We start from the raw sequence: 22,470 nt of genomic DNA, 5'->3' as shown, positions 1-22,470 counted from the left end.
AGTTACTGTTAGTATACACTTTTAATTAAGCTCTGGCTCAAATCAAGCCATCCAAATTACTTTCAAACAATAGCAACTAATCATATTTTTTCCCATACTTCTTTTCTAGCATTTTCTTAATCAAATAGGGCATTTTGACATTTTCGCGGCCTTTCTTGGCAATTAACTTCTTCACAAAATCTGGCATTTGGATATCATTCTCTTCTTCCAAAATCTGACTCGTACTTGATGGAGCCTCCAACTCATCAAAGGTCTCCAGCTGAGGTTGATAGTCACTATAGTCACCGTCTATATGAGACTGAATTGTCGAAAGAAGTGCCTTGATTAAACGAGGATCGCTATTTGGCATAGGAGGTCTGTGATAGGCTACACCTAGCTCTTGGCAAAGCTCCTTACATTCCACATCATTGTCAAAAAGAACCTCAATATGCTCACTAATAAAAGCAATAGGAACAAAAATATAGTGGTCAGGGTGGTTACTCTCATCTCGCAGATATTCTAAAACATCAGGCTTAATCCAAGGAATACCTATATCACTCTCACTCTGCCAAGTATTGGTGTACTGCTCTTCCCTAAGTCCTAAATTCTCCGCAATCAAGCGACTATTGTCATAAATCTGGTCGATATAGGGGTCACCAAAATCTAGTGCCAAAACTGGGACACTGTGAGCTGAAAAAATTACCTTATAGCTATCGTCTCCAATCTGATCTAAAATCTTTCGGATTTCATCAGCCCAATAGTGAAGTAGAGAAGGTTCGCGGTACCAGTCCTTGATAATTTGGAACTTAATTTGATCACTTTCTAAAAATTTTTCATAGCCCATGACTGAATAGTATGAATAATGGGGCTCTAGGATCAAACACAAACACTCTTCAATTCCGTCATTCTCCATCTCTTTAACCGCATCTATGATGAAAGGTCGGGAAAATTTATTGGCAAAGTAAACCGACACTTGTTCTCCAAGAGCGGAAGCTACCAAGTCAACTTCTTTCTTTGTTATCCTTTGGAGCGGCGTTCCACCGATTCGTAGGTAATGGTCATATAAGGTCTGAATTTCATGGGGTTCGGGACGAACTCCACGTCGTATATTTGTGAAAAATTCTGCTACTCCTTCATAGGTAATATCTTCTGGCGACCCAAAAGTCATCATCAACACAGCTCTTTTACTCATAATTACTCCTTGTTCCACGTTTGTTCTATTTTATCATGAAAAGGCTTACTTTAGTTAACTTAGTATCAAAAAAACTCCTAGAGACAAACTCTAAGAGTTTAAATAACGTTGCTTAATGGTGATGAATATGTCCATGACTTTGATTCACTTCCAACTCTTTGATCTTGCGTTTATGGGCTCGGTGGGTTGCTAAGTCTTCATCAACCTCAATGGTAACGTTTTGAAAGCCACAATCTTTGAGCAAGGTACGAATCGCTTCTTTACAAACCTCCATGTGGTTGACATGCTCTAGACAAACATGGACAATGGCGTTCTTTTCCAAACCATCCATGGTCCAAAGATTGAGCTGATTGATACTAGCCACATAGTCCAACTGCTCCAAATCACTCTTAACTTGCTGGATATCCACTCCTTCTGGCACAGCATCCAGGAAAATCTTGAGCGTACTCCAAAAACGTGGAATGGCTTTTGACAGAATAAAGAAGGAAATAGCAAGAGATAAGAGCGGATCCAGAATATACAAGTCGGTAAATCGAAGAACAATGGCCATTAGGATGACAGCCACCCAGCCCAAGGTATCTTCTAGAAAATGCAGGCTGAGAATGGATTCGTTCTTGGTTTGTCCTTTGCGAATGACGAGACTCGCTAGCACATTGATGCTGACGGCAATAATTCCAAGCCAGAGAATGCCCTCATCGTTGACAGGTTGTGGATGAAAGAGTTTCGTTATATTTTCCAAAATAACTAAAACGGATCCTGTCATGAGAATCACAGCCGTTACCATGGCCCCTAAAAGGCTAAAGCGCTTGTAGCCCAAGGTATAATGGCTGTCTTCTTCACGATTGGAAATGCTCTCCAAAAAGGCTGAAATCCCAATAGCAATCGCATCTCCCAAATCATGGACGGAATCAGCAAGGACCGCACTGGATCCAAAAATTCCTCCTGCAATAAACTCAACAATGGCATAGCCTAAATTCAAGAAAAAAGCTATCCAGACCGCATGTTTTGTCTTCATAATCCTAAATCCTCTGATATAATAGATTCATGAACATCTTGTTCATTATCTATTATCCACTACTATCAACAGAAAGGATAGGAGCAAACCGTTTAGGTTGTACGTTACTGAACAGTTTGTTCAAATTGTCCATATGACTGCTCAGGATCGTCGTATTACTAAGACTCGAAAAGCCATCTATAATGCTTTTTTACAACTACTCAATCAAAAAGACTACGAGGCCATCACGGTTCAGGAAATCATAGACCTTGCTGATGTGGGGCGCTCGACCTTTTACAGCCATTACGAGAGTAAGGAGTTACTACTGGATGAACTCTGTCAAAAGCTCTTTCACCATCTCTTTGAGCGTGCTGAATACCTCTCACCACAAGACTATCTGGCCCATATCTTTCAGCATTTCAAGAAAAATCAAGATCATGTGACCAGTCTCTTGCTCTCTAAAAACGATTATTTTATACGGCAACTGCGAAAAGAACTAGAACACGATGTCTACCCAATGGTAGCCGACGAACTCATCCAATCGTACCCTAACATTCCTCACTCCTATCTCAAACACCTAGTCGTCAGCCATTTCATCGAAACCCTCAGCTGGTGGTTGAAGAAAGGTAAGTCCTACACCGAACAAGAAGTGATTCAGTTTTATTTGGAGATTCTGAAAGTTGGTACAAACTAGAAAGGAGTATTTTCAATGACCAGCGTGCAATTTTAGTTTCTATTTCCATCACTCTTCATGCTTCACGAACTTGAAGAAATCGTTTGGATGCCATCCTTTATCAAAAAAATATCAATCCAGTATCCAAATAATCGAATCCTATCTTATTACACACCTTTTGCTTTCAATGCCATTGTCTTAGAGCAATTTCTGATTCTACTTCTATCTCTTTTTCTTAGTTACCAGTTTAACAACTATAGCATTTACGCAACCATCATAATCGCTTATATCTACCATGTCTTAGGACATCTGATTCAGACAGTCGTTATTCGAAAATATGTGCCTGGATTGTTGACGGGCATTTTAACGAGTTTGTTTGCTCTTTGCAATCTCAAAAATGAATTTCCAATTAAACTTTATGGTTACTCTCTTTTTACCTTATTGGTTATTATTTTAAATCTTGTAGTATCATTTATGATTCTTCATAAAATCAGTCATAAAAAATAGTACTCAGGCAATCATATCTTAGAAAGGAAACCCTATGTTCTTCCCCATTCTTCTCGGCTTTTTTACGGCCTTCTTTGCCCTTGCTTTTGCTCTTCTTCACTTATTGGCTTCTCTGTCTGAAGTTAAAAAAGGGAATCACACTCTAGGAAATACATTTCTCCTCATCGGAAGTAGTCTTGCGACCTTATCTCTCACCCTCTACTTCTTTTTACCGATTGTCACTCTAGTTCTTTGGCTGATTGGCTGTGGTTTGATTGGCTACGGGGCCTATTGGAATGGGAAACGCAAAGAAGTGTTCCACCCAGCCCACCACCTGATTCGGATGAGCATCGCTCTGGTCCTTACCATCTTGTTAGCCTTACTATAAAAAAAGCTCAAGTTTTATCAATGAAAACTTGAGCTCTTTTATTATTCTATACATCATCCAAAATGCTATACCTTTTACAGTTTATATCCTTTTTAACTCCCCTATTTTCTATTTTTTAAAAGTGAGGACTGTTTTTCTTGCTAGGAACGAATCAAAACTGCATTTTTCAAAAAAGCGATTACCTTTCGAATGTGACTAGCATTGGTGCCAACGCTAGTTGCTAGTGCTTTAGAACGTAATGACTCCTTGCTCTTACTAATCATCATTAGGATATGTAAAGCAAGACTTCCTTACTTCACTTTTTTTAAATGATCAGGCCATGTGACTTGTTGTCAAACTCTAAAATGGGAATCGTGAGTTGCTAAATCATAAATCACCTCTTGTAAATTTGTACTATTGTACCAAAAGCTGACGAAGTATCAAGGCGTTGTCTTTAGCAATCCAAAAAACTTCTCTTCCATGCATATAAGAAATCGTTGCACTGCTGGAGAAATTGGTCACTACCTTCCATTTCTTTTTCATAATACTATTTTTACTTTTTTATTCATTATACAAGTAAGACTGAAGAAAATGCAATTAAAATCCTTAAAAAGTCTTTGTAAACTGCAATAAAAGGCTCTATAATTTCTGTAGTGGGTAAAACCACCATAGGAATTATGGAGCCTATTTTGTTGTAGAAAAAAAGTCCCATAAGACCTATAATGAAAAGTGACCAAACCATCATTAGAAAGAATCTTATGAAACAATTAAATTTTATCACAAACTTACTCGTAATTAAAGACAAGAACATCAAGATTTTTGATTATTTTGATGCTGGAACACATAAAGAAGTCATCGATAAGCTAGATGATTATCCTGCACCTATGTGCCCTCGCTACTTAGGACAAATGGCTAAATATGACTTCCTTAGTCAAAAAGAATCACCAAATCGCGACCATCGTCAACCAGAAAATCACTCAAAAATTAATCGAGAAAGTCCCTATGACGGCTATCGCAGACAGTCTATCTGTCTCTACTTCGACAGTCATTCGTAACTGGAAACTCATTCAACAGGATAGTAGTAAACTCAGCGATAGACGTTTTTATCGCCCGACTTTTTACTCACACTTGACCAATAAAGAGATTTTAGAAAAACTGCTTTCATACTCTCAAGAACTTAGAAAGCACTATGACCTCTTACAGGCAGATACCTATATCATGGCGGTGATTAATAACTAACATTTGGATACTCTAACAGAGCTGAGTGAGTTGGAGAGGAAGGGCTGCTTTCTTCCCCAATGATTAATGAATCAATATAAGTATTTTTAAGAGGGATTTAAGGAAAAATTTAACTTTTCCTTAAGCCTTTTTTATTTTAGGATATTATACTAGAGCCATCAAATAAAGAAAAACTCTAAGGAGAATCCTATGAAATTCAATCAAAATCAAAGATATACTCGTTGGTCTATTCGCCGTCTCAGTGTCGGTGTTGCCTCAGTTGTTGTGGCTAGTGGCTTCTTTGTCCTAGTTGGGCAACCAAGTTCTGCACGTGCCGATGTCGTCAATCCGACCCCTGCTCAAGTCGTACCAGACGCTGCTTCGGTGAGTGAAAAGAGCGACTTACCAGCTGAACTTCTCAAAGAAGCAGTCGATACAGCTCTTCCTTCAGAACAGGTAAACTCAGCACCTAAAGCAAGCTTGGATACTACAAGCTCTCCAGAAAAATCGGATGTGACTGCTGAAGACCAAGTAGTAGCACCAAAAGAAGAAGTGCAAGCAAAATCAGAATCTAAGAAAGAAACAGAAGATGTGGTTGAACCTGCGACAAATCCTGCGCCTGCCGTCTCTGGACAAGACCGTGAAGCAAGTGAAGCTCAACCAGCAACCACCCCAGCTGAAGTACAAAAAGGTGTAGCCGACAACACTAAAGATACGGTTGATGTTCCAGCTACATACTTGGACAAGGCCAATTTCCCTGGTCCATTCACAGCCGGTGTTAACCAAGTCATTCCATATGAATTCTTCGCTGGTGACGGTATGTTAACTCGTTTGATTTTGAAATCCTCAGACAAGGCTCCATGGTCAGACAATGGCTCAGCTAAAAATCCTGCTCTCCCACCAGTAGAAAAATTGGGCAAAGGCCTTTACTTCTATGAAGTGGATTTGGCAGGTACTCAAGATAAATCAGATAAAGAGTTGCTTGACCTCTTAAAACAAAACGGCACTCAAAGTTATAAAACTACCATCAAGGTGTACGGTGTGAAAGATGGCAAACCTGACTTAACCAATCTGGTAGCAACTAAAGATTTGGATGTTAACTTGAACGGCTTGACTACCTCAGCTGAAGTTCAAAAAGGTGTGGCCGACAACACTAAAGATACGGTTGATGTTCCAGCTACATACTTGGACAAGGCCAATTTCCCTGGTCCATTCACAGCCGGTGTTAACCAAGTCATTCCATATGAATTCTTCGCTGGTGACGGTATGTTAACTCGTTTGATTTTGAAATCCTCAGACAAGGCTCCATGGTCAGACAATGGTGCAGCTAAAAATCCTGCTCTCCCACCAGTAGAGAAATTGGGCAAAGGTCTTTACTTCTATGAAGTGGATTTATCAGGCACCCAAAGAAAATCAGATAAAGAGTTGCTTGACCTCTTAAAACAAAACGGCACTCAAAGTTATAAAGCTACTATCAAGGTGTACGGCGCTAAAGATGGCAAGGCAGATTTGAGCAATCTCGTAGCAACTAAAGATTTTACTGTCAATTTGAATGGCTTGACCACACGAAATCAGGTTAAAGAGTCTGTTGTTAACAATATCAAAGACATGATTGATGTTCCAGCTAGCTACCTTGATAAGGCTAAGGTTCCTGGACCTTTCTTGGCCGGTGTCAACCAAGTAATTCCCTACGAAGCTTTTGGTGGAGATGGCATGTTGACTCGTCTAATCTTGAAAGCTTCAGACAAGGCTCCGTGGTCAGACAACGGAACAGCTAAAAATCCTGCTCTATTGCCACTTGAAGGCTTGGCTAAAGGCCAATATTTCTACGAAGTGGATTTGAATGGCAATACGGTTGGCAAAGATGGTCAGGCCTTGCTGGAGCAACTTCGAGCTAACGGAACCCATACGTATCTAGCTACTGTTAAAGTCTATGGCGCTAAAGACGGCAAACCTGATTTGACCAATCTGATTGCTACTCGTCAAGTAACGATTCAGCTTCGTGGAAAAGAAATGGCGACAATACCATCTCAACAAGGTCAGATGAATACGAAGCCTTCTGAAACAGGCTCTACAGGTACGACTGAGGGTATGATGGGTACAAATCACCATATGTCAGATATGAAAGTAGATCAACCAGCTTCTAGCCCAATGGCTAATATGATGAAAAAAGATGATAAAGCGATGCTACCAAATACTGGGGAAGCTAAAACAGCTACAGCTGGCCTTGGTATCTTTGGTCTAACCTTGGCAGGGCTTGTTGGACTTTTGGGTTTGACAACCAAACGAGAAGATTAAGATTCAAATCACTTAAACATTAGAGAAAACAGTGTTATACTAAAGCAAGTGTAACACTGTTTTTATCGAAGGAGTGTCAAATGAAAAAGACAATTTTGCTGGTTGATGATGAGATAAATATTCTAGATATTCAAAACCGCTATCTTATACAGGCTGGTTATGACGTTTTAGTCGCCCATGATGGTAAAGAGGGATTAGAGCTTTTTAGAAAAAAATCTATCGACCTTATTATCACAGATATCATGATGCCCAATATGGACGGTTATGATTTTATCAGTGAAGTTCAGTATATCGCCCCGAATCAACCCTTCCTCTTTACAACTGCTAAGACAAGCGAACAAGATAAGATTTATGGATTAAGTTTGGGGGCAGATGATTTTATAGTCAAACCCTTTAGCCCACGCGAATTAGTTTTAAGAGTGAATAATATCTTGCGTCGCCTTAGCCGTGGGGGAGAGACAGAACAGATCGAGTTTGGTGACTTGGTAATCAACCATGTGACTCATGAGGTCCGCCTTGGGGAGCAACCTTTGGAATTGACAGTAAAATCCTTTGAACTTCTATGGGTATTGGCCAGCAATCCTGAGAGAGTCTTTTCAAAGACGGAACTTTACGAGAAGGTATGGCAAGAGGACTATGTGGATGATACCAATACACTCAATGTTCATATTCATGCTTTGAGGCAAAAATTGACCAAGTATACGAATTCAAATGCTCCTGCTATCAAAACTGTCTGGGGTTTGGGCTATAAGATGGAAAAACCAAGAGGTAGAAATTGAAATTAAAAAACTATATTTTAGTGGGTTATCTAGTGTCTACTATACTGACTATTTTGGTCGTTTTCTGGGCAGTCCAACGAATGTTGATTGATAAAAGTGAAGTTTACTTTCTAGTTGGAATGACCTTGATTGCTAGTTTCATTGGCGCTGCAGTGAGCATCTTTCTTTTGTCGCCTGTTTTCTCTTCTCTGAAACATTTGAAAAAACAAGCTCAGAATATAGCAAGCAAGGATTTCAGCACAGAAATTGAAACCAAAGGCCCATTAGAATTTCAAGAGCTGGACCAGGCTTTTAATGACATGTCCCACAAATTGCAGGCTACCTTTCAATCACTTGATGAGAGCGAGCAAGAAAAGAGAATGATGATTGCGCAGCTCTCTCACGATATTAAAACTCCCATTACCTCCATTCAGGTTACTGTGGAGGGAATTCTAGATGGAGTGATTAAGGAAGAGGAGCGGCTCCACTACTTATCCACGATTGGTCGGCAAACTGAGCGTCTAAACAAGCTAGTGGAGGAATTGGATGTTTTGACTCTTAATACACAACCTCAAGATACTGCTGATGAAGAAGTCGAAGAGATCTTTTTAGATCAGCTGTTGATTGAGTCAATGAGTGAATTCCAGCTCCAGATTGAACAAGAAGAGCGAGATGTTTACATTCAAGTGTCACCTGAGTCGGCGAAAATCAAGAGCCATTCTGACAAACTTTCTCGCATTCTGGTCAATTTGTTAAACAATGCCTTTAAATATTCAGAACCAGGAACCAGAATCGAGGTTCTTGCCCAATTAACAGAACAAGAGCTGACAATCAGTGTGAAAGACGAGGGTCAGGGGATCCTTCCTGAATATTTGGAAAAGATCTTTAAACGACTTTATCGTGTAGAAACTTCGCGTAATATGAAAACAGGTGGGCATGGCTTAGGTCTTGCGATTGCACGAGAACTAGCTTATCAGCTTGGTGGCGAAATTACAGTAGAAAGTCAGTATGGCTTAGGAAGCAAGTTTACATTCAGCCTTAGTTTGAAATAAAACCGTAAAATCCCTTTACAAATCTAGCTTTTCATGGTGCAATAGCCTTTGTGTGAAATTGCAGCAGGAAAGCATGAAGCTCGTCAACAGGTGCAGTTTATCACTATGGATATGTCTGGGGCTTATATTCCACTTGCCAAAAGGCTTTTTCCAAACGCTAAAATCGTTCTTGATCGTTTCCACATTATCCAGCACCTTAGTCGAGCCTTTTTAAAGAAAAGAATTGCGATTATGAACCAGTTTGATAAGAAGTCACTACCCTATCGAGCCTTGAAAAATCACTGGAGACTCTTTCAAAAGGACAGCCGTAAACTATCTCTCAACTCTTTTTATTCAAAGACTTTCCGTCAAACCTTTAGTCCACATGAAGTCGTTGAGAAGACACTAGACTTTTCAGAAGAGCTAACCGACTCTTTTACTTTTTCACTTTCAGGAGAAAAGAGCAGATGAGTTTTTTGAACTCATTCAAGAAAACTTAAACGTCGTCAATCATTATTTTCAAACTGTCTTTAGGACTTTTCTTAGACACAAACAATACATCAAAAACTCACTAGAAACACACTATTCAAACGCAAAACTTGAAGCGACTAATAAGTTGATCAAAGACATAAAACGCTTGGGCTTCGGTTTTAGAAACTTTATTAACTTTAGGAAGCGTGTCTTCATCACTCTGAACATAAAAAAGAGAAGACCTATCTGGTCCTCTCTAGATGTTAGCTTTTCGTCACCCACTACAGTTGACATAGAGCCTATTAAACACAAAAGTCACCCATGTGAGTTCTTGCCAGAAGTTGAAGTTAATCCTTCAACCTGGAAAACCCGCAGAGGTGACTTTTTCTATACATCTCGATTTTTCTGGCAATAATCATTAACCGATAAATATGTCTGTGAATCACCCAACGACTCCGCTATGTCCATAATCCGCGGTGGTAGTAATCCCACTCGCTGGACAAGTTCGTGATCGCTGAACAATTCCCGTGGACTGCCGGCGAAGCCAAACTTCCCGTGTTCCATAACATACACCGACTCAAACTCGGCGGCGACCCAATCCATGTCATGGGTGATGGTCACAACTTGGTGGCCCGAATCAGCCAACTGATGGAAAATTGCGGTCAACTTGCGCCGGCTTTCCCAATCAAGCGACATCATCGGCTCATCAAATAAATAAATCGCCGGATCCACTGCCAAAACTGTGGCAACGCTCAACAGCTTGCGTTCCGACAATGACAGGTCATATGGACTTTCAGCTGTTTTATCATCTAAGCCAACTCTTTTTAGAGCCGCTAAAGCCCGCCTCGTAATCGTGTCGTGGTCATCCATGACCTGCGCGACACTCCACTCCACCTCTCGTTGAACGGTCGAATTGAAAAGCTGATCGTCAGGATTCTGAAAAGTAATCCCAACCTTCAGTAACTTTTCGACTGGTTTAAGATCATTAAAATTTTCTCCATCGATCTTAATGACACCGGTTTGTGGTGTCAGCAAGCCCGTCAACAATTTGAAGAGCGTTGATTTGCCGGCACCATTTTGGCCGACAATCGCCACCATCGGATCGGCGAAGTGTTTGTCTTCAACATCCAAGCTAAAGGACCGTTCCGGATAAGTGAACGTCAGGTTGTTCAGTTCAATTGTGGACATAACGAACCTCCTTCAGATCAGCGTAATTCACCGGATACCGGCCATCAGCCAAGTGCCAATCCATTTTTTGAGCAAGTTGCTGGATTGTCGGGGCTGGAATCTGCCAGTCAGCTGCCAAATGATTAAACACCTCACCCGGCCTGCCCTGGGCTACCATTTGACCCTCGTGCAGCACCCACACAACGTCGGCGACTTCGCACAAATCGTCAATTTCACTGGTGACAATGAAGACAGTCGTCTCTTTGACTTGGGCCAGCCATTGAAAAAATTGTCGGCGGCCAAGGGGATCCATCTGACTGGTCGGATCATCCATAATCAAAACAGCCGGGTTAGCCGCAATCGCCGTGGCAATTGCCAACCGCTGGCTCTGACCACCGGAAAGGCTCTCGGGACGCAAATTCAGCTGTTCAATCAGCCCCATTTGCGTGGCAACTTCTTCAACCCGTTTTTGAATCAGTCCTTCAGCCATTCCCTGATTAATCAAGTCAAAGGCGATTTCATCGGCAACCGTGTCTGCCAACCCGCTTAGTTGGCCAGCTGGATTTTGCAGTACAACTCCATTCATGGCATTATAAACGGGCCAATTGTCGGACACTCGCTGGCCAAACATGTGCCAGTCGCCCTCAATCTCAGCAGACATAATTTTGGGAATGACCCCTGCTAGCACATGGCACAAAGTCGATTTGCCGGAGTGGCTATTCCCGATAATCCCAACCACCTGGCCGGTATGAACCTCCGCGTTAATCTGACGCAGTTGTGGTTGCTCAGTACCCGGATAACGGGTAGTCAAATTTTCAATTACAATCCGTTTATCTTCGTCCATATCTTCCACCCAATCAATAAAATTGCCAATCCAGTCAGACCAATGTGCAACGTCCGCGACAGGCGATACACGCGCTGGGAGGTTCTGACAGTCCGGTTGAGATTATCAAAACCTCTCAGTTGGAGAGAAATCGACCGCGTCATCGATTGATCCAAGGTCTTAATCACCAATGGAATTAGAACCGGCAGGACTGACTTTAATTTCTGAATCAACGTTTTTTGCGGATTGATTCCGCGAACTTTTTGTGCCTGCTGGATTTTCCGCATATTGCGCATCATTTCCGGCAAAATATAACACACCGACATCAGAACGTAGACGGTTTTATAAGACAATCCGGACAGTTCCAAATAGGCCGCGTTTTCTGAAATACTCGTGGTCACCATAAAAAAGCCACTGGTCAAAATAATCACCAATACTCGACAACCCAGAGTGGTGGCGTAAATCAGGCCTTCTTTGTAGAACGACACCCCAAGCACAGAAAACAGCACAGTTTGATTCCGACTGTAAAATAACCCCTGGATGATCAGCATGGTGCAAATCAGAAACAGGCTGAATCCCAGCGCCTTAAAGATGGTAGAACTCAATTTGGAAAATAACAATAGCAGTGTTGCGACAAGAATTAATCCGGCCTGAAGCAATAAATTCATACTGGCAAAGCTCAACAACGTCATGTCCAAGATGAACAAGAGCTTAGTAATCGGATCGATCACCTGGTACCACTTGAGCTTGACCCGTGGCGCTCCAGAAATCAATGTTTGATCAGTCATCATTTATCACCGCTAAAGAAGTGCACCATCCGCTTCGGCAGCTGACGATAGATGAAGAATGCGAGGTAGGCCACGCAGACTTTATCCAAAATATCCAAGACAAACTCATCGGTAAATGAGGCCAGCCACACTGGTGCATGATTGGCGACCATTACCGCAAACAATGAGTCACCCCAAGCGATACCGGTCTGACCACCCCAAAAGATGACGTTGAGTGGCGTTGAAATGACAGCTGAAACGAAGGCAATAATAATAGCAGAAACAAATACTCGTCGCGCTGACGAGAACCACCCATTGGCGTGCAAAACTCCGACAGCAATCCCAATTCCGATGCTGGTAATCGCATACACGGTTGAAATTGGCGATAAGGTCAGCCCATAGATCACGTTGTTGATGAAACCACTGATGGCACCGGCAACCGGCCCAGCCAACATGCTGGCAAGAAAGGTTCCCAAAGACCCCAGCCAAACGGGCAACTTTAACCCCTCCGCCAAGGCTTTGGCAACATAGTTAATCCCCACGGCAGCGGGAATCAAAGTCATGGTGGCAGCACTTAACTTAAATTTCCACATACTGGTACGATGAATCGGTTCTGTTTTCATAATCTTCTCCTTTTGTTTTTAAAGAGCCGTGTCAGGAATGACTTTCGGACGCAACGCTCTATAGAATAGTTATTAGAACCATATAGTCACTTTACCATACCATCCGTAGTCGACATGAGTTAATATAGTAAAATTACTATTTTTAAAAGTTCTTAGTCTTATCATACGCTTATTTTCAAAATTGTCAAGTCTTTTCTGAAAATTCTTCAAATAATATTGGAAAATTTAAAATGCCTAGCAGAGCTAGACATCTTTCGACTGGTATTTTGTTTAAATTACTATTACTTCTACGCTGTTGTCATTGAACAAAATTTAGTCCAAGACATAGATTTCACCACGACTATAAAGGGCAGCTTTACCTGCAAGGTAAATCCTATCTCCTGCTAGACGACAATAGAGCAGTCCACTCCTTTCAGAGGCTTGGTAGGCCCTAAATTCTGCTTGTGCCAACTTATTAGCCCACAAAGGAATGACATGACAGTGTCCTGAGCCACAGACCGGATCTTCCTTGACTGATAATTTTGGAGCGAAACTTCGCGTCACAGTATCATACTTGCTTCCTTTGGCAGTGATATTCAGGAGAAGCCCATCTAAAGCTTTTACTTTATCAAAATCTGGACTTGCATTGATGACATCATTTTCATGTGGCAAGATACAAACTAGATCTCTTCCAAGCCATGCTTCAAGCGGACGGATCCCGATTGCTTCTTCCATCTCATTTGTGACTGCAACCTGTTGCATGGAGTATGCTGGAAAATTCAGCTCATAGTACTCATCTTTTTGGGTAACTAAAAGTTCCCCACTCTGTGTTGCAAAAGTTAGACTTTCAGCATCCTTTTCAAAAAATCTAAAAAGAACAAAAGCCGTTGCCAAGGTTGCATGTCCGCACAAATCGATTTCTCCGCCGGGAGTAAACCAACGTAATTCGTAGTGATTATCATTTTTAACCGTAAAAGCTGTCTCAGAAAGATTATTTTCTTTAGCGATATTCTGTAAGGTATCATTTGACAGCCATTTATCCAAAAGGCAAACAGCCGCCGGGTTCCCTTTGAAAACAGTATCTGTAAAAGCATCGACGATAAATTGTGGGATGGTATAGTGATTCATTGATAAGTTCAGCTCCTTAAATTGTTAACCTTGTTTTAAAACTACAAGTGAGTGTAGAAAATTTAGTAAAGTATCAAATTAAATTATTTCTTGTCCATCTACACCTTACCCCTGAAACCACTCCATTCCTGGAGAACCTAGTATAATTTTGGTCAATTGTTGTGGGCTTTCTTGAGTCCCATTGATAATCCAATCGACAATAAGTCCTGTCAAACCAGAAACATACATGGTAATAGCATAGCGCTCTGGCATTTGATAAGCTGCCACAATGACTGGTCGAGAACGTGGCGTTGACTCAATCATACCCAAAATAAAAGAACGAATGTTATCTGCAAAACGAAAGCTTGGATTTTTTGCAATTTCAACAAAAAAAGCACTGTTCTCTTGAAAATGAGACAAGATGGATTCCAACGCTTCTTTGGGATGAAAGGTTTCTTTCCTTAAGATCATGCGAACAGTCGTCAAGGTTTCTTCCTTTAACTGCTCTAAAAAATCCTGTTTATCAAGGTAGTGCAGATAAAATGTCGAGCGGTTAACACCCGCTTTTTTGGTTAACTGACTAATCGTAATGTCCTCTAAGCTTCTTGTAGCTAACAGCTGAATGAAGGCTTCTTTTATATCTGACTTAGTTGTCGTTTGTCTCTGCTGCATACGAACCCCTTGTTTCTACAAATTGTTGATTAAAGTATATCTTGATTTTTGAAATTGTCAACTATCATCAAGTATTTTCATTGATTAATACAACTTCCACATCCTTATTTCAACACATTGTTGATTTGTGTTGTAGCAATCGTATTTAAAAAATCATAAAATAACGTTCGTAATCATTCAACAGGTTGTTGTTTTAGCAGCCGATAACTTTTAAAGGAGACAAATACACATGGCGTATATTGAAATGAAACATAGTTACAAACGGTATAAAACAGGTGATGTGGAAATCATCGCAAACAATGATATCACATTCGAGATCGAAAAAGGGGAGTTAGTGATTATACTCGGTTCTTCTGGGGCAGGAAAATCAACTGTTCTCAATATTCTTGGTGGTATGGATACCAATGATGAAGGAAAGGTCATCATCGATGGGAAAGACATCTCCAATTATAATGCGAAACAATTAACAGCTTATCGTAGAAACGATGTCGGATTCGTCTTTCAATTCTATAACTTGGTCTCAAACTTAACAGCCAAAGAAAATGTAGAGTTGGCTTCTGAAATTGTCGCGGATGCTAAAGATGCGGAACAAACTTTGATTGATGTTGGTCTTGGGAAACGCATCAACAACTTCCCTGCACAATTGTCTGGTGGTGAACAACAACGGGTAGCTATCGCTCGCGCCGTCGCAAAAAATCCTAAAATTCTCCTCTGTGACGAACCTACAGGAGCCCTGGATTACAATACTGGAAAACAGGTCTTGAAGATTCTCCAAGATAAGGCTCGCAATGAAGGAGCTACTGTTATCATTGTCACTCACAACGGGGCGCTTGCCCCGATTGCTGATCGTGTGATTCATATGCATGATGCGCGTGTTCAAAGTATTGAACTCAATGCCCATCCACAAGATATTGATAGCCTCGAGTACTAGAAAGGATGTCTCATGAATCGTAAAACTTATTGGAAGGACGTGAGAAAGTCTTTCTCTAGTTCTAAAGGACGGGTGGTTTCTATTGCTTCACTCATGGCCTTGGGTTCTTTCGCTCTTGTGGGTCTAAAGGTGACAACCCCAGATATGCAACACACGGGAACAAGCTATTTCACTAAACACCAAACTGCTGACCTCACAGTTACTGGTAGCTATGGACTTAACCAGTCGGATCAAGACCTCCTAAATCAAGTCTCTTCAGAGGCAAACATTGAGTACGGTTACTTTAAAGATGTCGTTCTGAAAGATTCCACTGATGCCTTTCGACTATTATCAAAACCAAAAGATATCTCAACTTATGAGGTTGTAAAAGGAAAACTTCCAAGTAAGCAAGGTGAAATTGCTCTTTCTTCAGTCTATCAAGACAAATATAAGATTGGTGACAAGATCTCGTTTTCTGAAAAAGAGGGTGACAATGGTAAGGATGTCTTAAAAGAACACACCTTTACCATCACTGGCTTTGTTCAGTCATCTGAAATCTTATCAAGTGTTGACCTCGGTTCATCGACAGCTGGTAGTGGGGAACTCAATGGTTATGCGGTAGTTCCTAAATCTAGTTTTGATTCCGACGTCTACATGATTGCACGCTTAGCTTACAAAGACGTCCATAGTGCTAACCCCTATACCCAGGATTACACTGACAAGGTTTCCAAACACGAAAATGAGCTCGAAAAATTAGTAAAAAATCAACCTGCTAACCGTTTGAAAGAATTAAAAGCTGATCCACAGGCTAAGATTGACCAACAAACAAGTCAACTTCAAACGGCAGAGACTGAACTTAACAAGAAACTAGAACAAGCAAAAGCGAGCGGTCAGGATAAGAATCCTCTTGTCCAGGGACAATTGACACAAGCACAAGATGAAATAGCTGAAAAGAAGGAGCAAATAAAGGAAGCTCAAGAAAAAATCGATAGCATTACTGAACCAAGCTACGATGTCTACACACGTCGTGAAGCTCCTTGGTCAGAAGGGTACGTTTCCTACGAGACCAACGCTTCTGTTTTTCAGAACCTCAGTAATATCTTCCCTGTTATCCTCTACTTTATTGCTGCCTTGGTAACCTTCGTCACGATGGGACGCTTCGTCGAGGAAGAACGGATTAAGGCAGGGACATTCAAAGCTCTCGGTTACCAAAACAAGGACATCATCCGTAAATTTATCATTTATGGATTTGTGACGAGCATGATTGGTACTGCTATTGGGGTTGCTGCTGGACATATTCTCCTTCCATCCATCATTTACAATAGCTTTAAAGAACGGATCCTGCTCGCACCGATTGAGTTACACTTCTATCCGTTTAAGACTCTTCTAGCAATTGTGCTTGGTCTTTTGTCCACAGTTCTTCCTGCCTTTATGGTAGCCAAGCGCGAATTAGGTGAAAAACCAGCCCAACTTCTTCTTCCAAAACCTCCAACATCTGGTTCTAAAATTCTTCTGGAGCGCATCACCCCGCTTTGGAACCGGATGAGCTTTACACAAAAAGTCACTGCCCGTAATATTTTCCGCTACAAGCAACGGATGTTCATGACCATTTTTGGTGTCTGCGGTTCCATCGCACTTCTCTTTGCGGGACTCGGTATTCGTTCATCTATCGGAGACCTTAACACACGCCAATTCCCTAACATCATTCGTTATGATATGATTGTCGCAAATAAGGATCACCTGAATGAGCAGGAAAAGGAAAACATCCAAAAATTAATTAACGATAGCAAGGTCAAGGAACATCTTTCTATTCATTACGAAATGCTTTCGAAAGAGGCAGGAACTAATAACGATCGTCAAGATATCACAACCCTTGTGGTCAAAGACAAGGATCAAGAAACTCTACAACATTACATCAAGCTCAATAATCGTGAAACTGGTCAAAAACTCGAATTGACCGACAAAGGGATTATTATTTCTGAGAAATTGGCAGACTTAGCTGGCGTTTCTGTAGGAGATGAGTTAACCGTTCAAAATAGTCAAGACAAGGATATCAAACTCAAAGTTGCTGGTATTTCTGAAATGTATATGGGTCACTTCATCTTTATGAATGAAACTACTTACAGAAATGCTTTTGGTAAAGAGGCGAGCCAAAATGCTACTATTCTGACACTGAAGAATCACTCAGACAAAAACGTTGAGCAAACAGCCAGTCAATTTATGGAGCTTGATGGTGTCAAAGGTGTTGTTCAAAATACTACTCTAAAGGCACAAATCAAGACCATCGTCAACTCCCTTAGCCGTGTTATGGCAGTATTGATTGGGATTTCTGTTCTTCTTGCTTTAGTTGTTCTCTTTAATTTGACAAATATCAATGTGGCAGAACGTATCCGTGAGTTATCAACCATTAAGGTTCTAGGCTTCTTTGACAAAGAAGTGACATTCTACATCTACCGAGAAACCATTTATCTCTCTATTATTGGTATCTTGGTTGGATTCGGACTTGGTTTGGGATTGCATCAATACATGGTAGAGGTTATCCCTCCTGAAAATATCATGTTCAATCCAAGCCTGGGCTGGCTCATCTATGCTATTCCAACACTTGTAGTTATTGTCATTCTGACAGGTCTCGGTATCTTTGTGAACCAACACCTTAAGAAAGTCAACATGCTCGAAGCCCTAAAATCTGTTGAGTAACATACGATTTAAGCTAATAAAGTAGAGCTAAAGTACAAGGATAACTTCCCTGTTCTAGACAAACGTCATTGTGGGCGTTTGTCTTTTTTATTTTCGAAATGATTTACTTTATCATCTGGTATTTCCATCCAAAAATCTGATTTGGAGCAAAAAAAAGAGATATTCGCTATTCATTTCACCAATCTTTTGATAGTGAACAAGGAGGCACATACTTTTGGATGACTCTTATACTCCAGTCATCTATGTCATGTAAATACAATAGTCCAGATAACGGCATGATGGAATCCTTCTTTGGCATTCTGAAGTCTGAGATGTTTTATGGTCATGAGAAGACGTTTAAGTCACTTGGGAAATTGGAACAAGCTAGTGTAGACTGTGTTGATTATTACAACAACAAACCGCATTAAGATAAAACAAAAAGGACTTAGTCCTGTGCAATACAGAACTAAATCCTTTGCTTAAATAAATTGTCTAACTTTAGGTTAGTACAAAATCCGTTTCTTTTGTGGAGTCAAAGGACTACTGTCCCAGGCTCTTTTTTATCGTAACCAACTTTCGTCTAACTGGCCTTTACTTTTGCTAAAAGCTTTCCCATGTTCGTCAATGACTGCATGAATCTCCTAGCACTGCTTGAGAGTGAGGCCTTCCAAAACGTTACCATAAACAGCATGCATTTCATTATAGGTATCAAAGTTTCCAAATCCTAAGCGTCGAAAGAGTCTTCTCGCATATTCATCAGAAATAAAAACTGGACGATCAAAAAGATAAAGTAAAAGTGCATCTGCAGTCTCTGGTCCAATCCCTTTTAACTCCAAAAGTTGCTTCCGTAACTCTTCTGTTCCAATCTTGGACAGAACCTCAAAACCACCAACTTCTCTTAACCAGATCAGAAGTCCCCTAATCGTTTGAGATTTTTGCTTAAAAAATCCAGCAGGTCGAATACGTTCCTGTAACTCTTCTAGCGGTAAAGCCAGGATTTCCTCTACTGTCATGACATCCATAAGACCAGCTAAAGCCAACTTAGCATTCTTCTCTGTTGTTCGCTGGATCAGAATGGTCGATACCAAGTCTTCAATCTTATTATCCGATTGCCACCAATTTTGTTCTCCATAGTGCTCACAGAGTCGCAGAAGAGTTTCTTGTATTTTTTTCTTGCTTGATCATTTCTTCAATAATCCCTGTTTGACCAAAAAGTCACGCGCTACTTGAGCAGCAGGTTTTCCTTCTACTCCCACTTGGTAGTTCATTTGGCTCATTTGGCTCTCTGTGATTTTACCAGATAACTTATTAAGAATACCTTCCAATTCTGGATGTTTCTTAAGAAGAGCTTCTTTCATGAGGGGTGCTCCTTGGTAAGGTGGGAAGAGGTGTTGGTCATCCTCTAGAACAACTAAATCATATTGAGCAATTTCTGGGTCTGTTGAATAGGCATCTGTTATTTGGATGTTGCCTTGTTGGATTGCCTCATAGCGAAGTGCCGGCTCCATGGTAGCTACATTAAGATTTAGTCCATAAACTGATTGAAGTCCTTTGTTTCCGTCCTCACGGTCGTTAAATTCCAACGTGAAACCAGCTTTGAGCTTGTCCTGAACTTTCTTGAGATCAGAAATCGTCTTCAGATGATACTCTTTCGCAATACTTTTCGGAACAGCAATTGCATAGGTGTTTTGATAAGCCATGGGTTTGAGCAAAGCTAGACTATCTTGTTTCTTTATACCATCACGCGCGACCTCGAAAACTTCTTTGGAGTCGTTGCTGACTTTAGGAGCTGGCTGCAAGAGAGAGCTTGTAATGGTCCCTGTAAATTCTGGATAGATATCAATATCACCCTTTTTAAGCGCTTGATAAAGGAAATCTGTCTTCCCAAAGTTAGGCTTAACCGTCACCGTCATGTCACTATTCTCCTCAATGAGAAGCTTGTACATATTCATGAGAATCTCTGGTTCAGGTCCCAATTTACCGGCTATGACTAAATTTTCTTTCTCTTTCTGAGGCATCATACTTGGTGCGTAACTTGCTCCCAAACCAAGCACCATAATAGCGAAAGCTGCAAAAATCGTGCGTAACTTGGCTTTTTCCATCCATTTTAGAACAATATTGAATAAAATAGCAAGAACCGCTGAAGAAATGGCCCCAATCAGAATCAAGCTATAATTTCTTCGATCAATACCTAGAAGGATAAAGGAACCAAGTCCTCCAGCCCCAATCAAGGCTGCCAAGGTTGCTGTCCCTATAATCATTACCGCAGAAGTCCTTACCCCTGACATCACCACAGGCATAGCCAGTGGAATCTCGAACTTCTTGAGGCGTTCCCACTTGGTCATCCCAAAGGCAATCCCAGCTTCTTCCAAACTAGGGTCAATCCCACGCAATCCTGTAATAGTATTTTGCAAAATTGGGAATATCGCATAAATGACTAGAGCTGTTAAAGCAGGAAGAGTTCCAATTCCCATAATAGGGATAAAGAGTCCTAGAAGGGCCATGGAAGGGATGGTTTGAAAGACACCAGCGAGTTGCAAGACCCAATTACTGGCACGTTCGCGCGTACTAAGATAAATGGCCAAAGGAATTGAAAGGAAAATTGCAATAATTAAGGTCAAAAGAGACAATTGTAAGTGCTGTCCGAGGGCCGTTAACCAGTCCCCAAAACGTTCTTGAAAGGTTGAAATGAAATTAGACATGAAGGCTACCTCCAAACAAGTTTGCTACAAAGTCTGTCGCAGGCGCTTGTAAAATTGTTTCAGGGTCTGCCACCTGGCGAATTTCTCCATCCTGCAAAACTGCAATTCGATCCCCTAATTTTAAGGCCTCATCCGTATCATGTGTTACAAAGATGGTCGTCATGCCGAATTCTTTATGTAAGGCCTTGGTCAATTCTTGTAATTGTTTTCGAGAGATGGCATCCAAGGCTGAAAAGGGCTCGTCCATCAATAGAATTTTTGGTTCCCCAATGATAGCTCGGACAATGCCAATCCGCTGTTGCTCCCCACCAGATAATTCACTAGGCATGCGATTTGCATACTCTGCAGCAGGTAGGCCAACCTTATCCAAGAGTTCTTCTGTTTTAGAAGCAATTTGCTCCTTGCTCCAGCCCTTCATCTCAGGAATGAGAGCAATATTTTCCGCAACGGTCAAGTTAGGAAATAGGGCAATGGCTTGAAGGACATAGCCGGTGCTGAGACGTAACTCCCGTTCATCATAGTCCTTAATGCGTTTTCCATCCATATAGATATTGCCATCTGTCGGCTCCAAAAGACGGTTAATCATCTTTATCATGGTGGTCTTACCAGATCCTGAAGGTCCCACAAGAACCATAAATTCTCCATTTTCAATACGGAGATTGACATCTTTTAAAATGTCCTTTTCCGTGTAGCGCAAAGCTACATGTTTGTATTCAATCATATTTTTCCTCAATAAGTTTTCTGTCTCTAAGAATATCCAATAAGCTACTTGCTGGATGCCCTAAGACTTTTTCGACATCTGTAAAAACCCCAGCTTGTTCCCCAACTTTGATAGCTGTATAGGTACTGACCCAAGCATCGTACTCCCAAGTTTGTGCTGGCCATTTTTTCCGTGACTCATAGGCCTCTTCTACCGATTCGTCTACATACGTGATGGCATTACCGGTCTCTTTTGAGAGAAGCTCTACGATTTCTTCCATACAAAGATCCTCTGGTCCTGTTAGATTCAAGGTTTGATTTTCCCATTCCTTAGGGTTTAAGAGAATCTCTGCTGCGACCCTAGAAGTGTCCTTACGGGCAACAGCTGACACACGGCCCCTGCCAGCCGGACCACGAATTTCTCCATTTTCAAGAGCAATATCAATAAAGAAGTCCAAGTAAAAATTATCTCTCAAAAATGTATAGGTGAATCCTAACTTCTTGATATAGGCTTCCGTCTGGGCATGATCTCGAGACAAGGTAAAGGTTGCTTTTTCATCTGCTCCGTAAAAGGAGGTATAAACAATATGCTGCACCCCCGCTAGCTTTGCAGCATCTAAAAACTCCTTGTGTTCCTCAACACGCTCTGGATTTTCCCGAGCAGAGACCATCAATAAGACATCGATTCCCTTTAAGGCCTCAACCACCTCTGGAGTATTGGTATACGACATTCTACGGATTTTCGCAGACGCATAAACTTTTGCACGCTCTGGACTTCGTGCCAGATGGATAGAAGAAATTCCTTGCTGATCGACAAGATCAGCCACATAAGAGCCTAATTTCCCTGTTACACCTGTTATTCCAATCATAACTGTTAC

Annotated in this window: 20 protein-coding genes and 5 pseudogenes; 11 read left to right on the top strand and 14 right to left on the bottom strand. The window is 41.1% G+C overall.

Translation table 11 applies throughout. From position 1 onward, the window contains the following. Positions 1-76: 76 nt before the first annotated feature. Positions 77-1,171: a ferrochelatase gene (hemH, locus tag HMPREF2979_RS08380; RefSeq protein ID WP_070656172.1), complete on the bottom strand. Its 1,095-nt coding sequence runs from the start codon at positions 1,169-1,171 to the stop codon at positions 77-79. 112 nt (positions 1,172-1,283) lie between these two features. Beyond that, positions 1,284-2,186, bottom strand: a complete 903-nt coding sequence (locus HMPREF2979_RS08375) for a cation diffusion facilitator family transporter (RefSeq protein ID WP_070656169.1) — start codon at positions 2,184-2,186, stop codon at positions 1,284-1,286. 133 nt (positions 2,187-2,319) lie between these two features. Between HMPREF2979_RS08375 and HMPREF2979_RS08370 the strand changes: the two genes are divergently transcribed. The 3 genes and pseudogenes from HMPREF2979_RS08370 to HMPREF2979_RS08360 all read left to right on the top strand — a co-directional run bounded on the left by HMPREF2979_RS08370 (position 2,320) and on the right by HMPREF2979_RS08360 (position 3,712). Then, positions 2,320-2,859, top strand: coding sequence for a TetR/AcrR family transcriptional regulator (locus HMPREF2979_RS08370; protein WP_222609760.1), 540 nt, complete (start codon positions 2,320-2,322; stop codon positions 2,857-2,859). A 15-nt stretch (positions 2,860-2,874) separates the two neighbouring features. Beyond that, a pseudogene (locus HMPREF2979_RS08365) lies at positions 2,875-3,345 on the top strand (HXXEE domain-containing protein). A gap of 34 nt (positions 3,346-3,379) precedes the next feature. Then, the gene (locus HMPREF2979_RS08360; protein WP_070656163.1) at positions 3,380-3,712 is read left to right on the top strand and encodes a glucuronide permease; all 333 of its coding nucleotides are present in this window, start codon (positions 3,380-3,382) and stop codon (positions 3,710-3,712) included. Between the two features lie 143 nt (positions 3,713-3,855). Here the strand turns inward: HMPREF2979_RS08360 and HMPREF2979_RS08355 are convergent. After that, positions 3,856-3,999, bottom strand: a pseudogene (locus HMPREF2979_RS08355) (Rrf2 family transcriptional regulator); the annotation flags it as partial. A gap of 106 nt (positions 4,000-4,105) precedes the next feature. After that, positions 4,106-4,234: a hypothetical protein gene (locus tag HMPREF2979_RS10495; protein WP_261787320.1), complete on the bottom strand. Its 129-nt coding sequence runs from the start codon at positions 4,232-4,234 to the stop codon at positions 4,106-4,108. Positions 4,235-4,449: 215 nt separating this feature from the next. Between HMPREF2979_RS10495 and HMPREF2979_RS10160 the strand changes: the two are divergent. From HMPREF2979_RS10160 to HMPREF2979_RS10155, 5 genes and pseudogenes are all read left to right on the top strand, one after another. Continuing rightward, positions 4,450-4,894: pseudogene (locus HMPREF2979_RS10160) on the top strand (ISL3 family transposase); the annotation flags it as partial. Between the two features lie 225 nt (positions 4,895-5,119). Continuing rightward, positions 5,120-7,207, top strand: coding sequence for an SSURE domain-containing protein (locus HMPREF2979_RS08345; protein ID WP_070656159.1), 2,088 nt, complete (start codon positions 5,120-5,122; stop codon positions 7,205-7,207). 80 nt (positions 7,208-7,287) lie between these two features. Next, positions 7,288-7,986 carry a response regulator transcription factor gene (locus HMPREF2979_RS08340; RefSeq protein WP_070656157.1) on the top strand — a complete coding sequence of 233 codons (699 nt, stop codon included), beginning with the start codon at positions 7,288-7,290 and terminating at the stop codon, positions 7,984-7,986. Further along, on the top strand, positions 7,983-9,017 hold the full coding sequence (locus tag HMPREF2979_RS08335; RefSeq protein WP_070656155.1) for a sensor histidine kinase: 1,035 nt from the start codon (positions 7,983-7,985) through the stop codon (positions 9,015-9,017). Before HMPREF2979_RS08340 ends, HMPREF2979_RS08335 begins: the two co-directional genes overlap by 4 nt. Before the next feature lie 75 nt (positions 9,018-9,092). Continuing rightward, positions 9,093-9,727: pseudogene (locus HMPREF2979_RS10155) on the top strand (transposase); the annotation flags it as partial. 127 nt (positions 9,728-9,854) lie between these two features. Here the strand turns inward: HMPREF2979_RS10155 and HMPREF2979_RS08325 are convergent. The 6 genes from HMPREF2979_RS08325 to HMPREF2979_RS08300 all read right to left on the bottom strand — a co-directional run bounded on the left by HMPREF2979_RS08325 (position 9,855) and on the right by HMPREF2979_RS08300 (position 14,605). Next, positions 9,855-10,655, bottom strand: coding sequence for an energy-coupling factor ABC transporter ATP-binding protein (locus HMPREF2979_RS08325; RefSeq protein WP_002884839.1), 801 nt, complete (start codon positions 10,653-10,655; stop codon positions 9,855-9,857). Continuing rightward, positions 10,642-11,478, bottom strand: a complete 837-nt coding sequence (locus HMPREF2979_RS08320) for an ABC transporter ATP-binding protein (RefSeq protein ID WP_022496220.1) — start codon at positions 11,476-11,478, stop codon at positions 10,642-10,644. Before HMPREF2979_RS08320 ends, HMPREF2979_RS08325 begins: the two co-directional genes overlap by 14 nt. Next, a complete protein-coding gene (locus HMPREF2979_RS08315; RefSeq protein WP_186821188.1) occupies positions 11,454-12,245 on the bottom strand; it encodes an energy-coupling factor transporter transmembrane component T in 792 nt (263 codons plus the stop codon). The genes HMPREF2979_RS08320 and HMPREF2979_RS08315 overlap by 25 nt, the downstream gene beginning before the upstream one ends. After that, entirely contained in the window at positions 12,245-12,847 is a 603-nt protein-coding gene (locus HMPREF2979_RS08310) for a membrane protein (protein WP_002884905.1), read from the bottom strand. The genes HMPREF2979_RS08315 and HMPREF2979_RS08310 overlap by 1 nt, the downstream gene beginning before the upstream one ends. A 312-nt stretch (positions 12,848-13,159) precedes the next feature. Beyond that, a complete protein-coding gene (locus tag HMPREF2979_RS08305) occupies positions 13,160-13,954 on the bottom strand; it encodes a PhzF family phenazine biosynthesis protein (protein ID WP_070656150.1) in 795 nt (264 codons plus the stop codon). A 105-nt stretch (positions 13,955-14,059) separates the two neighbouring features. Then, the gene (locus HMPREF2979_RS08300; RefSeq protein ID WP_070656147.1) at positions 14,060-14,605 is read right to left on the bottom strand and encodes a TetR/AcrR family transcriptional regulator; all 546 of its coding nucleotides are present in this window, start codon (positions 14,603-14,605) and stop codon (positions 14,060-14,062) included. 229 nt (positions 14,606-14,834) lie between these two features. On the opposite strand from HMPREF2979_RS08300, the gene HMPREF2979_RS08295 reads away from it, so the two are divergent. The 3 genes and pseudogenes from HMPREF2979_RS08295 to HMPREF2979_RS08285 form a co-directional block, all read left to right on the top strand. Continuing rightward, on the top strand, positions 14,835-15,536 hold the full coding sequence (locus tag HMPREF2979_RS08295) for an ABC transporter ATP-binding protein (protein ID WP_070656144.1): 702 nt from the start codon (positions 14,835-14,837) through the stop codon (positions 15,534-15,536). A 12-nt stretch (positions 15,537-15,548) separates the two neighbouring features. Next, positions 15,549-18,212 (top strand): FtsX-like permease family protein, encoded by a 2,664-nt coding sequence (locus tag HMPREF2979_RS08290; protein ID WP_070656142.1) that lies wholly within the window; start codon positions 15,549-15,551, stop codon positions 18,210-18,212. A 230-nt stretch (positions 18,213-18,442) separates the two neighbouring features. After that, positions 18,443-18,674 (top strand): annotated as a pseudogene (locus tag HMPREF2979_RS08285) (IS3 family transposase); the annotation flags it as partial. Between the two features lie 158 nt (positions 18,675-18,832). Here the strand turns inward: HMPREF2979_RS08285 and HMPREF2979_RS08280 are convergent. The 4 genes from HMPREF2979_RS08280 to HMPREF2979_RS08265 all read right to left on the bottom strand — a co-directional run bounded on the left by HMPREF2979_RS08280 (position 18,833) and on the right by HMPREF2979_RS08265 (position 22,461). Then, positions 18,833-19,279, bottom strand: coding sequence for an endonuclease III domain-containing protein (locus HMPREF2979_RS08280; protein ID WP_261787318.1), 447 nt, complete (start codon positions 19,277-19,279; stop codon positions 18,833-18,835). A 93-nt stretch (positions 19,280-19,372) separates the two neighbouring features. Further along, a complete protein-coding gene (locus tag HMPREF2979_RS08275) occupies positions 19,373-20,893 on the bottom strand; it encodes an ABC transporter permease/substrate-binding protein (RefSeq protein ID WP_070656140.1) in 1,521 nt (506 codons plus the stop codon). After that, positions 20,886-21,614 carry an ABC transporter ATP-binding protein gene (locus HMPREF2979_RS08270; RefSeq protein ID WP_061652351.1) on the bottom strand — a complete coding sequence of 243 codons (729 nt, stop codon included), beginning with the start codon at positions 21,612-21,614 and terminating at the stop codon, positions 20,886-20,888. The genes HMPREF2979_RS08275 and HMPREF2979_RS08270 overlap by 8 nt, the downstream gene beginning before the upstream one ends. Next, positions 21,607-22,461 carry an SDR family oxidoreductase gene (locus tag HMPREF2979_RS08265; RefSeq protein ID WP_070656139.1) on the bottom strand — a complete coding sequence of 285 codons (855 nt, stop codon included), beginning with the start codon at positions 22,459-22,461 and terminating at the stop codon, positions 21,607-21,609. The genes HMPREF2979_RS08270 and HMPREF2979_RS08265 overlap by 8 nt, the downstream gene beginning before the upstream one ends. Positions 22,462-22,470 lie beyond the last annotated feature (9 nt).

The organism is Streptococcus sp. HMSC078H12 (assembly GCF_001814615.1).
GTDB lineage: Bacteria > Bacillota > Bacilli > Lactobacillales > Streptococcaceae > Streptococcus > Streptococcus salivarius_F.
This window is presented reverse-complemented; position numbering and strand designations above follow the sequence as displayed.